Raw genomic sequence first — 16,118 nt, forward strand, 5'->3', positions numbered from 1 at the left:
GGGTCCAATTTCATGATGCATCAATTTAGTGCTGTAGTGAAAGTTACAATTTTTGTTTTTGTATTATTCTTAATTTTTCCACTTAGCACATGGTCAAAAGAAGCTTTACCCGTTGCTGAAGATCCGGAAGTTGAAAAAAGAATGCTGGCATTGACGGTGGATTTGCGCTGTCTGGTTTGCCAAAATGAATCCATTGCTGATTCCCGGGCAGAATTTTCAAATGATATTCGTCGTGAAATTCGAGAGCAAATAAAAGCCGATAAAACGGATAAAGAGATTGTACAGTTTTTAGTAGATCGATACGGAGATTTCGTTCTTTATAATCCACCTATGAAACCCACGACAATTTTGTTATGGTTTGGTCCGGTCATTTTGTTTGTAATCGGAGTGAGTTCGTTGATTGTTTTTTTGAGACGTCGACGTTTACAGATAGAGGATGTAACACTTTCGCAAGAGCAGCTAAAGGAAGCGGAAGCGTTACTGAATGAGAATAAAAAAGGTAAGAACGTATGACGGCTTTTTGGGTTATTTCTGGAATTTTCATTGTCACAGCATTATTATTTATTATTCCAACGCTATTACGGAATAAAAATACTCAGGTTAAAAACTTGGAACACGATGCGGTTAACATTACGGTATACCGTGATCAACTTGTTGAACTCGATAAAGACTTGGAGAATGATATTCTAAGTCAAGAACAATATGATAAGAGCAAGCAGGAGCTTCAGCAACGCATGCTGCAGGATGTTACGCAAGTTGAGGAAGTAACTCTTCAGAAGAATAAAAAAAGTCATAATATTGCGCTTTCAACGGTGATTGCATTGATGCTGCCACTAAGTGCAGTTTTTTTGTATTTAAATATTGGTGATACGCGTGGATTATTGTCGCAAGAGCAGCTTGCCAGTGCAACACAAATGAATCGAACTGACGGTGGTGAAGATACTGAAGGTCATGATTTTTCGGCTGCACTGGAAACTCTTATTGCCAGATTGAGTAATAATCCTGGAGATATTGAGGGTTGGGTGATGTTGGGCCGCACTTACACAGCTATGGAGCGTTATACGGAAGCAAGTAACACTTATGCAAAATTGGCGGAACTGGTACCTAATAATCCACAAATCCTAAGTGACTATGCACGTGTGTTGGGATTGAAAAATCAAGGAACTTTGGCTGGAAAGCCAACAGAATTACTTTATGAAGCGCTTGCGATTGATCCTCAGTTCCCGCCGGCATTAGCACTTGCTGGACATGCGGAATTTGAACAAGAAAAATACAGTGAAGCCTCGACTCTTTGGGAAAAATTATTGACCACCATACCTCCCGACTCTCCGCTGGCGAAATCTGTCAGGGATAGTATTGCAGAAGCCAAGCTCTTGGCTTCTGACGGAAAAGGAGAAGTTTCAGACCAGCCAATTGCGGCGAGTGAACCAGCAGTGGAAACGGATGTACAGCCAGTTAATAACACTGCAGCGGATACATCTGAAACTACTGCATTAGCTGTTTCTGGTCAGGTAAACATTCAACCTGAATTGGCTTCCAAAGTAGCACCTAATGATACCCTGTTCATTTATGCACGTGCGAGTACTGGGCCAAAAATGCCATTAGCAATTCTTCGTTTGAAGGCAAGTGATCTGCCCGCAACTTTTACACTGACAGACGATATGGCCATGATGCCAACAATGAAAATGTCCAGTTTTCCGGAAATTGTTATTGAAGCAAGAATTTCTAAATCAGGACAGGCTGTTCCTGCGAGTGGCGATCTACAAGGATTCAGTAAACCAATTAAAGTTGGCAACGATAATATTGCAATCGTGATTGATAAGCAAATACCATAAAGATGCTAACAATTAATCAGGCAGTAGAAAATTTTATTTTGCCTTCGACTAACAGTGAAGAATTTTCGCTGGCTAACTATATTGGAAAAAATGTAATTATCTATTTCTATCCAAAAGATGATACTCCTGGATGTACAGTTGAAGGTCAAGATTTTCGAGATCATTGGCATCTTTTTACAGAAATGAATTGCATTATTGTTGGTATTTCTCGTGATAGCATCAAGTCACATGAAGCCTTTAAAGCGAAAATGCAGTTTCCTTTTGAATTATTAAGCGATATTGATGAAAAAATATGCGATTTGTTCGGCGTAATGAAATTAAAGAATATGTATGGTAACCAGGTTCGTGGCATTGAACGGAGTACTTTTGTAATTGATTCACATGGTCTCCTGAGAAAAGAATGGCGTGGAGTTAAAGTGCCTGGACACGTACAAGAAGTTTTAGATTATATTAAAACAGTCAGTAATAATTCACATAAATAATTGATTCTCTTGTAACCATGCCTTGGCATGTTACTTATGCTGCTGACAAAAAAGGGTAGTATGTGATAACGAGACGCTTACTTCTAACTGCAAACCCTGTATACAGGATAAATTTAGTTGTTATATAGTCCCAACCTATGCCAGAACTTATATAAAGTTGACACTGGTATATCCAAGCACGCCAGCCAACCATCATAGCGCTGTTCCAGCGGCTTAAATGATGCAATAAAACATCCGCAATTAAAATAGCATTATAGATCGATGCCTTTTTGTGCCTGAATGCCGGCACGAAAGGCATGTTTTATGTCGACCATTTCAGTGACTGTGTCCGCAATTTCATATAGTGCAGTGGGTGCACCACGTCCGGTTATGACAACATGCTGCATAGGCGAGCGATTTTTCAGATCGTTCAGTACGGTAAATGTATCCAGCCAGCCGAATTTTAGAGGATATGTCAGTTCGTCAAGTACGATCAAATTTATTGAAGGATCGCACAGCATTTCTTGCACAATAGTCCAGCCTCGCTGTGCCGTTTCGGTGTCACGTTCGAGATTCTGCGTATCCCAAGTGAATCCTTCACCAAGAACGTGCCAGATGACATTGTCCTGTTTGCTGAAAAACGCTTCTTCACCTGTATCCGTTCGTCCTTTAATAAACTGCGCCACGCCTACACGCATGCCATGACCGAGTGCTCGCGCAAGCATGCCAAAGGCCGAACTGGACTTTCCTTTGCCGTTACCCGTGAGAACCAGTAGTAAGCCCTGTTCACGATCCGCGCTTGCTATCGCTTCGTCAATAACTACTTTTTTACGTTGCATGCGCGTACGGTAGCGCTCTGCGCGGTCAGACTCCATCATATTGTTAATTGGTTGTGTTGCGTGGACTAAGTTGTTGAGAGATCAACGTAAATAGCGTGTGCATTACGACGGCAATACCAAGATAAAACACGAATGTCTCGATATAGAGTGGGAAGTATTTGATAAATTGATCGCCGAAATCATTGAAGCTTGTTTCTGCAATGTGACCGGAAAAGAAGTAAAAGCCACCACTGGAAAATAGCCCGCACAAAGTTAAACCGACTATGGCACCGATGGAAAGTGTCATTAAAGTGCTGGGTACGAATTGATGTCGTTTAGTGTACCAGCGACCAGCCAGCCATAAAGAAGCGTAAGCGGGCAGCAGAAAAATATACGCTGGGGTCAAGCAGTAATCACTGACGCCTCCCCAGTTGGTGGCGGCAAAATCCAGCCACCAGCTCAATACAAAAAAACCAAATAATGGCCAAGCGGAACGCAGATATACGCCGGCAAGAAAGAAAATGGCCCAAGATGCATCGGCCATATAATGTATCGAGGCAAAATGATGACTACGGGTGATTATCATTATTGATACTAACAATATTCCAATAGCCATTTGACTGCGAGCAGATAAAATCAACATGATTGACTCCTTCATTAAGGTTGATAACGTACCATGGCAAAGAAATTCCGCCCGGGCTGATTATAGAATGCTGCTGTTTCATATCGTTCATTAAATATATTTTCAATACGTCCTTGCAAACGCCAATGTCTATTAAAAATATATTCAGCGCGAAGGTCAAATTTAACATAGCTATCCAGTTTGCGGGTATTGGCGAGATTATCATAGCGCTGACCTTCAACCAATAGCATCGCACCCATCGTGTATTGACCGAATTGCCGATCGGCATCCAATCGGAATGATTGTTCGGCACGTCGAGGCAATATATTACCGCGATTTAACCCGGACAAAGGATTTTCTGGATTAATGGACGAACGATCTTCTGGATTCAGAAGTGTCAGGTTGGTATTGAATTGCCAGCCTTTGATCTGTGTGCTGAATATACCTTCAAATCCGCGGATACGCGCTTTGTCAACATTAACAGGTGCAAAAGTTTCGGCATCAAATGCAATCAGATGTTTAATATGGGTTTCAAACAGATTCAACGACCAATTGCCCCAATTAGTCTTGCCACGAATGCCAAACTCATAACTGCGTGAATCCTCCGGACGCAGATTAGGGTTGCTGGAGAAAGGATAATACAACTCGTTAAACGTTGGAGCTTTAAAGGCACTGCCAAAATTAAAGAGTAACCGGGTGTTTTCCGTAAGCGGGTAGCCCCAGCCAGCTCCGCCTGTCACTCGACTACCATATTGCTGATTATCATCATGCCGCAGCGACAACTGAAAATCATGCTTGGCAATAGTTGCCTGATGTTGTGCAAAAACACCCCAGTTATTACGCGAATGCACGGTGAAATCCTGTGTGCTTCTGACATGGTCTTTCTGATAATCCATGCCGATGGTTAATAAGTGATTAGGGTTCAAGGTGAAATCATTCAATACGGAAATCGTATCACGGATCGTATTAAACCGATCTTGAAAAACAGTACCAAGAAAATTATCTGAATCCTCCCGGCTGCGACCACCAATCAAATTAATACGCCAGAAATCCAATGGGGAGTATCGCGCTGTACCACCTAAAACCTGCTGCATTAAAACGGCCTTGTTGGCGAAGCTACCATCAAATTGAGATTTTCCGGCAGATTGCATAAAACTACCGTCTATCTCCAATCCGTTCTGAAAGCGATATCCGGCGCGTGCAGAGCCGGCAACATTGCGATAGCCATCCCGATCAGGCTGAGGTTCATTAATAAAGCAGCCGGCACTGCTAGAACCGTTACAGGCATTAAAACCTTGGGTGCCGATACCGCTGGCAGTCATATTAAACCAGCCTTGCTTGCCGCCATATGACAAACCTGTGGAGCCTTCCAGTGTACCGAAGCTGCCGCCGCCAAAACCAAAATTCTGCTTTAATCCGGCACCATCTCCTTTGCGTGTAAAGATATGGATGACACCACCGATAGCTTCGGAACCATAAAGACTTGAGCGTGGACCGCGCACAATCTCTATTCGTTCAATCTGTTCAATCGGAATGTTTTCAAACGCGGTCGTGCCTGATGTGGCGGATCCAACCTTGATGTTGTCGATCATCACCAGAACATGATCAGACTCAGTGCCACGCATTTGAACAAAGGTTGCTTTGCCGGCTCCACCCTGATTGACTACATTTATACCGGGCACACCACGAAATAAATCCTGAATCGAGCGTACTTGCTGGCGTTCAATGTCTTTACGGGTAATCACTGTTACCGAAGCCAGCGCAGCATCGACAGTCTGCGCTGTGCGTGTTGCGGTAACAATAACCGGTTTTTCCTGATGATCCGCATTCGCAGCGAATACCGATGTGGTTATGCCCAACCATAGCACGGTCAGTGCTGGAAAGCGGCATTTTTGCATGATATGATTCCTTCGCGCACACCCGCGCGTTGTAAAATTTATAAGCCCGGGAATGCGAAGGGTAAATTAGGAAAGAGACAAACAGATCAGTCTGTAAGAAAGCCGATCGAAATGCCACCGATTGCCCTCCGCAACACCGCAGTATGTTTATTTCAGGCCGGTCTCCGGACTCATGAGCGGAATAAATTCCTGATCTGCGCCTTCCCGTATTGTTACAGTGGCCTAAAGCAGATGGGTTACTCATTTACCGTTGCGGGGGCAGTGCTGGCATTGCTCGAATTTAATCAAAGCGCACCAGCTTCCCGTTTATCTTTCAAGGAAAAACTTGAAGGCACCTGAAATGTGAGGACGGAACTTACCTGACCTGTGGCAGGTATGTCAAGGAAATTGGTGGATTTTTCATGTGGCGCAACGTACTAGCTATTTTGTCAAGAAGCGACGAGCGAGCAATCTGTTGCTTTCAAGCTCGTCAATCTGGTAAGTCATGATACGCAGCAATCAGTCTCACTTAATCCGTTTAATTTGAGAATGGCAGCCAACCGGGAGTCACCTGTATTGAAAGAAAAAGCGCCGGCCCGGATGCGAGAAAAATAAGGAATCGCGCAATTTGGTTATCGCAGTTACCAGGTTGTGGACGCGCAAGACTGCTATGTGCGTGGGGTTCACACTGCCACTGCCTACCAGAACGAATTGATGCATTTCGAAGCAGCTATCGAGAGTACGCACATCGAGGCAAATCGGATAGATGCCGACAAAGGGTCAGCCAGAAACCCCAAAATTGGCAGTTTTTAAGAAAATTTACGCAGTAGTGCAGAGATTTTTAGTAGTTTTAGATCAGGGAAAGGGTTGTTCCTTCGAAAATGATTTTAATTTGAAATTATTGTCAGCACTCTAGATTAGAATTAAGGAAAGTTTTCAATAAGCGCAATCCTGTAAGCTTGATCATTTTTGACCTGATTGCCAATCTTTGCTACATTGCTTTCGGGTGATGAAACTGTCATCTTACTTGTATTCGATGGATTCACACCTTCACTATGGATTTTACAGATGGGCCAAGAGATATCCCAGACGCATTTCAATGAACAAACCTTTAAGGAATATCACCGTCGTTTACAGAATGAAGCGGAATTATTGCAAACTCAATTAGCGCAGGGACGTTTTTCGAATATTGGTGAGATTTGTGGATATGAGCTGGAATTCTGGCTGGTTGATCACAATTATTTTCCATCTCCGATCAATCAAGCATTTCTGACCCGTCTTAACAATCCTTTGGTGGTTCCTGAGCTTTCATGTTTCAATGCGGAACTGAACGGGACTCCCTTGCCATTGCGAGGGAATGTGCTGTCGGCAATCTCCAGGGAATTAAGTCAGAACTGGCGGCAATGTCAGGAAGTTGCGTATGAAATGGATAGTGTATTAATGATGGTGGGGATCTTACCCACTATACGGCAAAAAGATCTTTGCCTTACTAATATGTCCGATCTTAAACGCTATCGCGCATTAAATGATCAGGTGGTCATGCAACGGGAGGGCCGGCCTCTTCGTATTCGTATCAAGGGACGTGAAAATCTCGATATCAATCATCCGGATGTGATGCTGGAAGCTGCTGCAACATCGTTTCAGATACACTTACAATGCGCTCAGAACGACGCAGTTCGATATTTCAATGCGTCCATTATAGCCGCCGGTCCTTTATTGGCTGCGGCAGGAAATTCGCCTTTTTTGTTTAACACCGACTTATGGGATGAAACACGTGTTTCTTTGTTTGAACAGTCAGTCGAAATCGTTGACGAATCAAAATTGGAAAATCATCGCGTCAGTTTTGGACAAGGATATGCGCGAGAATCTTTGTTTGAGTGTTTTGCACACAATCTTGCAACGCATCCTGTCTTGCTTCCTATGTTAATGGATAGTCCGCCTCAGCAGTTTGCACACCTTAGACTTCATAACGGGACCATCTGGCGTTGGGTCAGACCTTTGATTGGTTTTGATCCAGATGGCACTCCGCATCTGCGTATTGAACAACGTGTATTACCCGCCGGTCCGACCATTGTCGATATGATGGCAAATGCGGCTTTGTATTTCGGTCTGGCTCGTTTCCTTGCGGATTTAAGCGATGCACCCGAGTCTCGGCTCAGTTTTAAGCAAGCGCGCAATAATTTTTATGCTGCGGCGCGCGAAGGATTGCATGCAAAGATGGTGTGGTGGGATGAGAATGCTACTGATGCAAAAACCCTGCTGCTGGAAGAAATTTTACCGATGGCGCGACAAGGTCTGCAGAGTTTGAAAATTGACAAGTTTGATATTGATTATCATCTGGGTATTATCGAAATGCGGGTACAGTCCGGTCAAACCGGTGCCGTTTGGCAGCGGACTTATCGTGAAAAACATCAGGCGGATAATCTGCAACTTGTAGCTGCTTATCTTGAAAGGCAATCTGATGGTGCACCTGTGCATGAGTGGGACATATGAGCATGTTGACTCAGTTGGATTATTTACCAGATGGTTTGCTGCAAGTTGAAGCAACAGAGCTGCATACCCTTATACCCGGCCCAACCTTAATACACCTTCCAGGACGTCGAGATGTGCCGTTGTTTGTATCCATTTTGCTTCATGGCAATGAAGATACTGGGTTAAAAGCAATACAGGATGTATTAAAGAAATATCAAAACGCTTCATTGCCACGTGCCCTCTCACTTTTTATTGGCAATGTCGAAGCGGCGCGTCGAGGTGTACGACGTCTGGAAGGGCAGTTGGACTATAATCGAATCTGGTCAGCGGGCAACGATGATATCGCTCCAGAATACCGCATGACGCGAGAGGTGACTGAAATAATGGCGCAGAGAGGTGTGTTTGCTAGCATAGATATCCACAATAACAGTGGATTAAATCCACATTACGCGTGCATTAATCGGTTGGATGATGCCTTTTTGCACTTGTCCACCATGTTTTCACGTATCGTTGTGTATTTCACTTCACCTAAAGGAGTTCAATCTGAAGCTTTTGCTCATCTTTGTCCAGCAGTGACATTGGAATGTGGGAAACCTGGGGGAAGAAGTGGCGTGGATCATGCCGCAGTTTTTGTCGAAGGCGCATTACACCTGTCAGATTTCCCAACACATCCTGTTGCCAAGCAGGACCTTGATTTATTTCATAGTGTCGCTGTTGTTACAGTACCTAAGACGGTTAGTTTAAGCATTGGTGCTGGCGAATCTGATTTGTGCCTGGAGGAACGTATTGATCAATATAACTTTTTCGAATTAAAGACAGGTACACGGTTAGGGTATGTGGCGAATGGGAATCTGATACCGCTGTGCACCCGCAATGAAAATGGTCAGGATATCAGCGCTTATTATTTCGAAATTAAAGCGGGTGAGTTGATAACTCGACGCCCAGTAATGCCCGCGATGCTAACACGAGATACCAGAATTATTCGCCAGGATTGTTTGTGCTATTTGATGGAGCGATTGAGCACGCTGCCAACCAAAATCTGATTTGATTTTTGTAGCGAGCTCCGGCTGCTAAAATCGAAGCGTGGGTAATAGGTTAATTAAAACTTGATGCCGGTTCCAACAAGCTCCGCAGAAGTGATTTTATACGAAAAATTTTCGTGATCTAGATTATCTAACGATTTTCCCTCAATTTCTGCATGAGGGTACATGAAGAAAGGAAGTTTTCCAGAACTATTAGGGCTAAGCGCCAGATCTTCGGCATGATTAAATGCCAACCAATTCATTTCCCAGGTACCAAAGAATTTTTCTCTGAGTTGTATAATTTTTGGATCATCCAGAGCTAGTTCACCTAGTTTTGATACTTGCAGAACATCAGACGGATTGACCGGTATCCAGCCGCGTCCTGCCAGGAAGAATTCCGCGCGACAATGCTGAGACTGACTGATGTCACCATATTGTCCGATACTAGCATGCAAGTCTGAATCGTTGATGCGAATCCCATACTGGTTTCGCGCTGGAATATCAACTGCTTTTACAAGTGCGACAAACAATGAATTGAGATCAACGCACTTTCCACTGAGTTCATTCTTTTCGAGCATATATGTAATATTGCCTTGCCCGCGTCCGCGAATTTTTTCATTATATTGCGTATTATCGATAATCCAGTCATAAATAGCTTTTGCTTTTTCTAATGACGTGGCGGCATTTTTCTCCTTGATAATCGAGTGTGCAGTTTCACGCACAATTCCATTAGTTTGTTTCAATTGGGTCGGATTAATATAATTCCTGATACTATTCGGTAATGCCGGGCTTTTATTTTCAGGGTAAAGTGTCGGATCGATAGCGTGATGAACGGTTTTGACTATACAGTTGACAGTGACATGCCGCTGATCGCTCTGTGGTTTACCATGCCACACCGCATTGAATATGGGAAATGGGTCCGCGCCCAAAGTAGAAAATGAAGCTTTAGTCGCATTGCCATGCCAATTGTTACCCTGAGTAAATTGAAAAGCAGTGTCAGAGTCATTGTTGTCAGGTAAGGGGAGCCATAAGTGCGCAGATTTACCGCTAGCTGGAAGAGTTATTTGGTAGGATATGCGATAACTGGTCCATTTACTATAATCGGAGGATAGTAATTGCGTTGCGATCGAAGGTGAAGCAGAAAGCGACAGTGCACTTGTTCCAAATAGTTTTATAAAATTTCTGCGTTTCATAGCTACCTCTTTACTTAGGACTTAATTAAGTTGAGCAGATTTTATCCTATCAATTTATTATGTCAATGCGATATGAGGATTTGTTTCAAATGATGACAGAAACAACTAAATTTTTACCTGCGATTGAAATTGAAACAGCTTCTAACCCAAATTACGCCATTATTTGGTTGCATGGATTGGGTGCAGATGGAAATGACTTTGTCCCCATCGTTAATGAATTGGAGCTACTAACCGAAAAAACGATTCGATTTGTTTTTCCACATGCTCCGGAACGTCCTGTCAGTATCAATAATGGATACATTATGCGAGCCTGGTATGATATTTTCTCTTCTGATTTTAATTTTCATCAGGATGAATCGGGTATTCGTGATTCGCAGAATACGATAACTGCCTTGATTGAGAGAGAAATGCAGCGTGGTATATTTGCAAAAAATATTTTTCTAGCAGGATTTTCGCAAGGTGGGGCAATGGCATTACAAGTCGGCCTGCGTCATGCCATGTCGCTCGGTGGAATTGTTGCATTATCGTGCTACTTACCGCTTGCTGAAACATTTTCAGCAGAAGCTAGTGCAATGAATACTATGACGCCCATATTTATGGCGCATGGTACTTTTGATACGATAATTCCTATTGCGAATGCAATTGCTTCGAAGGAGAAATTACTATCTACTCATTGCCGGCTCGAATGGCATGAGTATCCGATAGCACATTCTGTATGTGGACAAGAAATTGTCGATATTAATAATTGGTTGCGGCGAATCATGAATGATGGTTGTCCAGATAAATCTTAAAGAGCAAATTGAGTGCGTTTTTACATCTTCAAGTAGACGTAGGTAGTTTCTAAATGGTTTGTCGCCCCTTCTATCAAAAACATTGATCATAATAGTAACTAGTAACGCTGTGAATGACTGAATCCAAAAATACAATCAGGTATACTTAACAGGCTATTGAAAAAACGTTCCCTAGGAAATCAATACAAAGCGATAACGGATTAAAAACGCGGTTTGTGCATAATAATAAATTAGCGTTTTGAATCCGTTTTTAACGCTGCAAAGGTATTGCAGATAGTTTTCGACTGCCTGCTATACGATTAACTACTTTCCAAAACTTAATTATTCTAAACTATGAGTGAATATCTTTTTACGTCTGAGTCTGTTTCTGAAGGGCATCCAGATAAGGTTGCTGATCAGATTTCTGATGCTGTGTTGGATGCAATTCTGAGTCAAGATGCTAATGCACGGGTTGCTTGTGAAACACTATGCAGTACTGGCTTAATTGTTTTATCGGGTGAGATAACAACGCACGCCTCTGTGGATTACAATATCATTGCACGTGAAACAGTCAAGAATATTGGTTACACCAGTTCAAGTATAGGCTTTGATTCTATTACATGTGCGGTTTTGACCGCTTTTAACAAACAGTCTCCGGATATTGCTCAAGGTGTCAATCGATCTCAAGAAGAAGAAATGGAGCAGGGTGCAGGTGATCAGGGTTTGATGTTTGGGTTTGCATGCGATGAAACGCCACAATTGATGCCGATGCCCATCTTTTATGCACATCGTTTAGTTGAGCGTCAAGCAGAACTAAGAAAAAAAGGACAACTGGCTTGGTTACGTCCGGATGCTAAATCACAAGTGTCAGTTAGATACCAAAAAGATAAACCGAAGAGTATTGAAACTGTCGTTATTTCAACTCAGCATGATCCTGATATCTCGCACAAAACATTGACAGAGGCAGTGATTGAAGAAATTATTAAACCTGTATTGCCACCTGAATTGGTCAGTGATCGGATTAAGTATTTGGTCAATCCAACTGGACGCTTTGTTGTAGGTGGGCCTATGGGTGATTGTGGTTTAACCGGACGGAAAATCATTGTGGACAGCTATGGCGGTTCAGCACATCACGGCGGCGGTGCTTTTTCCGGAAAAGACCCATCCAAAGTTGATCGATCAGCTACCTATGCTGGGCGTTATGTTGCAAAGAATATTGTGGCTGCTGGAATTGCCAGTAAATGTGAGGTGCAAGTTGCGTATGCTATCGGTGTTGCACACCCCGTTTCGTTAATGGTCAATACATTTGGCACAGGCAAAATTACTGATGAAAAGATTGTGCAATTAATTGTAAAACATTTTGATTTACGTCCTCGCGGTATAATTCATACACTTCATCTATTACGTCCAATTTATGCCAAGACGGCGGCATATGGGCATTTTGGGCGTGAGTTACCTGAGTTCACCTGGGAAGCTACGGATAAGGCCGATCAATTACGTGTCGATGCTGGTCTATAAATTTTGGTTTATATTTTCCATCCCGATTAGATTTAAATTAATTCTTCCCCTGTGTTGAGGAGCGCTGCAACGGTTTGGTCCGTGAGGCTCATCATAGACGGTTATTATTTGTTACAACGGCGCTCGTTCATATTTTAAGGAGATGATTATGAACGCTGTGCTTAATCCCGACGGTAGCGTCTTCAGTGACTACAAAATTGCTGATATTTCATTGGCAGAATGGGGACGCAAAGAAATCGCAATTGCCGAAACGGAAATGCCTGGATTAATGGCATTACGCGCGGAGTATGCCAGTCAAAAACCACTGGCAGGCGCATGCATTGCAGGTTCTTTGCATATGACAATTCAAACCGCCGTATTGATCGAAACGCTAGTGGAGCTGGGTGCAGAAGTCCGTTGGGCGTCATGTAATATTTTTTCCACTCAGGATCATGCTGCTGCGGCAATTGCCACGAAAAATATTCCAGTATTTGCCTATAAAGGTGAATCTCTAAGTGATTATTGGGAGTATGCTCATCAGATCTTTGAGTGGTCGGCTGATGAGCAATCGCATGGTGCCAACATGATCCTTGATGATGGTGGTGATGCTACATTATTACTAATATTGGGTGCCAGAGCAGAAAAAAATTCTGCTGTGATTGCAAACCCGACCAACGAAGAAGAAACAGCTTTATTTGCTTCGATTAAAAATAAACTGGCATCACGACCTAACTGGTATTCAATGAATCTTGCCAGGATACGTGGCGTAACAGAGGAAACCACTACCGGGGTGCATCGATTATACGAAATGAATAAAAACGGAGAGCTGCCGTTTCCAGCATTTAATGTAAATGACTCTGTGACCAAATCAAAGTTTGATAATCTTTATGGCTGCAGAGAATCACTGGTTGATGGTATCAAGCGAGCAACAGATGTAATGATTGCCGGTAAAATAGCTATAGTTTGTGGTTATGGAGATGTTGGTAAAGGTTGTGCACAGTCGTTACGTGGTTTGGGAGCAACTGTATGGATTACCGAGATTGATCCTATTTGCGCGCTACAAGCGGCAATGGAAGGTTATCGTGTTGTTACCATGGATGATGCCTGTGATCAGGCGGATATTTTTGTGACTGCAACAGGAAATCTGCGCGTGATTACGCATGATCATATGGTAAAAATGAAAGATCAAGCGATCGTCTGCAATATTGGCCACTTTGATTCGGAAATCGACATTGCTTCTGTTCAGAAATACCAGTGGGAGAATATCAAACCGCAGGTTGATCATGTTATTTTTCCGACTGGGCGTCGTATCATTGTTTTGGCACAGGGTAGATTGGTCAATCTAGGATGCGCTACTGGACACCCCTCATTTGTAATGTCCAGTTCATTTACTAATCAGGTATTAGCGCAAATGGAGTTGTGGCAGAATGGCGCAAATTACCAAAAAAATGTTTATGTTTTACCAAAACGACTAGATGAAAAAGTTGCGAGATTGCATATCGGAAAGCTAGGAGTAAAGCTTACTGAACTGACAGATGAACAGGTAAAATATCTGGGCCTTGATAAGGATGGTCCATATAAGCCTGAAATGTATCGATATTAATCATTAGAAGATTTATTCATTGCAGAGGATCAATTGAATTTGCTCTAATTTGATTTTTCCTCTCGTTGACAAAATCTTCAAGGATCAAAGTAATAATTATCGACAGCAAGAGTGATAATTCTACATTTAATAGATTTGTATAGATGGATTCACAGAAAAAATTTTCCCCAACTTTCAGTTTTGAGCTTTTTCCACCGCAAACTCAACAAGGTATCGAAAGATTACGACTAACGCGTCAGCAGTTGGCGCAGTTAAATCCCAAATTTTTTTCTGTAACGTTTGGTGCGGGAGGCTCAACTCGTGAACGGACATTTGAAACAGTACTGGAAATTCAGTCGGAAGGACATGTTGTTGCACCTCATCTGTCTTGCATCGGCTCAACGCATCAAAATATCCGCATTATTCTGGAAAAATATTATCAGGTAGGTATTCGGCATATTGTTGCTCTGCGCGGCGATCTACCATCGGGTATGGCGCAAGCTGGAGAATTTCGTTATGCCAGCGAGTTGGTTGCTTTTATCCGGCAAGAGTTCGGTTCATCATTTCATATTGAGGTGGCTGCTTATCCGGAATATCATCCACAAGCTCGGTCTGCGCAAACGGATTTTGATAATTTTAAACGTAAAGTTGAATTAGGAGCAAATTCGGCAATTACCCAGTATTTTTATAATGCTGATGCTTATTTTCATTTCGTAGAGTCTTGCGAAGCAGCGAAATTAAATATTCCAATAGTGCCCGGGATTATGCCCATTAATAAATTTTCGCAGCTAGTTAGATTTTCAGATACTTGCGGCGCCGAGATTCCTCGGTGGATACGCAGGAAGCTAGAGGGGTATAGTGATGATAATGCTTCCATTCAAGCGTTTGGTTTGGATATTGTGACTGATCTCTGCGAGCGATTATTAAAAGCGGGGGCGCCCGGATTGCATTTTTATACTTTAAATTCAGCGCATCTAACCTCTACTATTTGGCAGCGGCTTAATTTTAAAGAAAACGCGCAGTAATTAGCTTTATTTTTACTTATCATAATAGTAGTCATTATAAACTTCGGGCAATTGGTAACTGATTGTCACTAGCAATGTATTCGGAATGATCTTTTTCTTGGTTGAGTAAGCCGGTATATAATGATTATCAATAATCTGATTAAAATAAAAAAGCACGAGGTTATCACATGAAAGAGAAAAATACCGCTGTCGATGAGTTGATTGTGGAAGCACCCGCACCAGAGACAATTACTCCAGATGTATCAACTATGGACGCATGTGTCGAACATGCCAGAATAGTTAAGAGCACGCAGCTTGAGTTGATTAAAAGCAAGAATTATGATTTTGCTCCAGAATTTTACGAAATGACAATTCAACTGTACCTGTTGGGTGCTATGTGGAAATTTGCGGAAAACCTGGGAAATTCAGAGCAAGCGCGTGAGATTGCCTTTGCAGCTTTGCAAACTATGTTAATTCAAGATGGTCTACATAAACAGAAAGCGATCAAACGTATTGAGTTTCTGAGAAAAATGTCCAAATTGGAAGAGGATCATAATGCCTTGGCGGTAGCCATCGGCTATGAATCTGAAATGGGTGACAGCAGTCTGGCCGAAGTATTTGATCACTATGTTGACGAAACACAGGTGTCTGGAGCTTTCTGGCGATTATATGACCGTGGCAGAAAAATAATGCTTTATGGCGGCTTGCTGTTAGCTTTCTTAGTAATTTGGTTTGTAACTTTGTTCATGCCAGGAAACAGCACAATCGCAATTCTTGCGGCTGGACTTATTGCTGCGGCACTTTTTGTTATACCAGTATTTTTGATCGGTATCTTTATATATCGCACAAGAATAAAAAAAAACAAAAAAGTCAATTAATCTTGGTTATAAGTTGTTACTAATATGCCCCATCTCATCCAACTTTATCGAAAACTTCAGCAGAATGATTCAACTGACGGTTAACAA

The 16,118-nt window shown here is 42.5% G+C and carries 15 protein-coding genes and 2 riboswitches; of the genes, 11 read left to right on the plus strand and 4 right to left on the minus strand.

Features of this window, described 5'->3' with window-relative positions; translation table 11 throughout:
• Positions 1–12 precede the first annotated feature (12 nt).
• Genes C7H79_RS02560 through C7H79_RS02570 form a run of 3 tightly spaced genes read left to right on the plus strand, consistent with a single transcriptional unit; the run spans position 13 to position 2,317 of the window.
• A complete protein-coding gene (locus tag C7H79_RS02560; protein WP_106705733.1) occupies positions 13–513 on the plus strand; it encodes a cytochrome c-type biogenesis protein in 501 nt (166 codons plus the stop codon).
• Positions 510–1,835, plus strand: a complete 1,326-nt coding sequence (gene ccmI / locus C7H79_RS02565; protein WP_106705734.1) for a c-type cytochrome biogenesis protein CcmI — start codon at positions 510–512, stop codon at positions 1,833–1,835. The genes C7H79_RS02560 and ccmI overlap by 4 nt, the downstream gene beginning before the upstream one ends.
• 2 nt (positions 1,836–1,837) lie before the next feature.
• Entirely contained in the window at positions 1,838–2,317 is a 480-nt protein-coding gene (locus tag C7H79_RS02570; protein ID WP_106705735.1) for a peroxiredoxin, read from the plus strand.
• Between the two features lie 251 nt (positions 2,318–2,568).
• On the opposite strand, the gene cobO is transcribed toward C7H79_RS02570, so the two are convergent.
• From cobO to btuB, 3 genes are read right to left on the minus strand one after another with little or no spacing between them, the layout of a single operon-like run.
• Entirely contained in the window at positions 2,569–3,174 is a 606-nt protein-coding gene (cobO, locus tag C7H79_RS02575; RefSeq protein WP_106705736.1) for a cob(I)yrinic acid a,c-diamide adenosyltransferase, read from the minus strand.
• A 4-nt stretch (positions 3,175–3,178) separates the two neighbouring features.
• Positions 3,179–3,757: a hypothetical protein gene (locus tag C7H79_RS02580; RefSeq protein WP_106705737.1), complete on the minus strand. Its 579-nt coding sequence runs from the start codon at positions 3,755–3,757 to the stop codon at positions 3,179–3,181.
• Between the two features lie 14 nt (positions 3,758–3,771).
• A complete protein-coding gene (btuB, locus tag C7H79_RS02585) occupies positions 3,772–5,634 on the minus strand; it encodes a TonB-dependent vitamin B12 receptor (RefSeq protein ID WP_106705738.1) in 1,863 nt (620 codons plus the stop codon).
• Positions 5,635–5,772: 138 nt separating this feature from the next.
• Positions 5,773–5,988, minus strand: a riboswitch (cobalamin riboswitch).
• 276 nt (positions 5,989–6,264) lie between these two features.
• Between btuB and C7H79_RS17830 the strand changes: the two genes are divergently transcribed.
• The 3 genes from C7H79_RS17830 (at position 6,265) to C7H79_RS02595 (ending at position 9,128) form a co-directional block, all read left to right on the plus strand.
• Positions 6,265–6,426: a hypothetical protein gene (locus tag C7H79_RS17830; RefSeq protein WP_172592329.1), complete on the plus strand. Its 162-nt coding sequence runs from the start codon at positions 6,265–6,267 to the stop codon at positions 6,424–6,426.
• 255 nt (positions 6,427–6,681) lie between these two features.
• A complete protein-coding gene (locus C7H79_RS02590) occupies positions 6,682–8,106 on the plus strand; it encodes a glutamate-cysteine ligase family protein (protein WP_106705739.1) in 1,425 nt (474 codons plus the stop codon).
• Entirely contained in the window at positions 8,103–9,128 is a 1,026-nt protein-coding gene (locus C7H79_RS02595) for a M14 family metallopeptidase (protein ID WP_242447104.1), read from the plus strand. The genes C7H79_RS02590 and C7H79_RS02595 overlap by 4 nt, the downstream gene beginning before the upstream one ends.
• Before the next feature lie 56 nt (positions 9,129–9,184).
• Here C7H79_RS02595 and C7H79_RS02600 read toward each other — a convergent pair whose 3' ends face one another.
• Positions 9,185–10,300, minus strand: coding sequence for a transglutaminase-like domain-containing protein (locus tag C7H79_RS02600; RefSeq protein WP_106705740.1), 1,116 nt, complete (start codon positions 10,298–10,300; stop codon positions 9,185–9,187).
• 89 nt (positions 10,301–10,389) lie between these two features.
• Here C7H79_RS02600 and C7H79_RS02605 point away from each other — a divergent pair, with 89 nt between their 5' ends.
• The 5 genes from C7H79_RS02605 to C7H79_RS02625 all read left to right on the plus strand — a co-directional run bounded on the left by C7H79_RS02605 (position 10,390) and on the right by C7H79_RS02625 (position 16,031).
• A complete protein-coding gene (locus tag C7H79_RS02605) occupies positions 10,390–11,091 on the plus strand; it encodes an alpha/beta hydrolase (RefSeq protein WP_106705790.1) in 702 nt (233 codons plus the stop codon).
• Between the two features lie 333 nt (positions 11,092–11,424).
• On the plus strand, positions 11,425–12,588 hold the full coding sequence (gene metK, locus C7H79_RS02610) for a methionine adenosyltransferase (protein ID WP_106705741.1): 1,164 nt from the start codon (positions 11,425–11,427) through the stop codon (positions 12,586–12,588).
• A gap of 50 nt (positions 12,589–12,638) precedes the next feature.
• A riboswitch (S-adenosyl-L-homocysteine riboswitch) is annotated at positions 12,639–12,720 on the plus strand.
• 16 nt (positions 12,721–12,736) lie between these two features.
• Positions 12,737–14,170, plus strand: coding sequence for an adenosylhomocysteinase (ahcY, locus tag C7H79_RS02615; protein WP_106705742.1), 1,434 nt, complete (start codon positions 12,737–12,739; stop codon positions 14,168–14,170).
• Positions 14,171–14,313: 143 nt separating this feature from the next.
• Positions 14,314–15,174 (plus strand): methylenetetrahydrofolate reductase [NAD(P)H], encoded by an 861-nt coding sequence (metF, locus tag C7H79_RS02620; protein WP_106705743.1) that lies wholly within the window; start codon positions 14,314–14,316, stop codon positions 15,172–15,174.
• Between the two features lie 167 nt (positions 15,175–15,341).
• Positions 15,342–16,031 (plus strand): hypothetical protein, encoded by a 690-nt coding sequence (locus tag C7H79_RS02625; RefSeq protein ID WP_106705744.1) that lies wholly within the window; start codon positions 15,342–15,344, stop codon positions 16,029–16,031.
• Positions 16,032–16,118 lie beyond the last annotated feature (87 nt).

The sequence above is a fragment of the Nitrosomonas supralitoralis genome (assembly GCF_003011925.2).
Lineage (GTDB): Bacteria > Pseudomonadota > Gammaproteobacteria > Burkholderiales > Nitrosomonadaceae > Nitrosomonas > Nitrosomonas supralitoralis.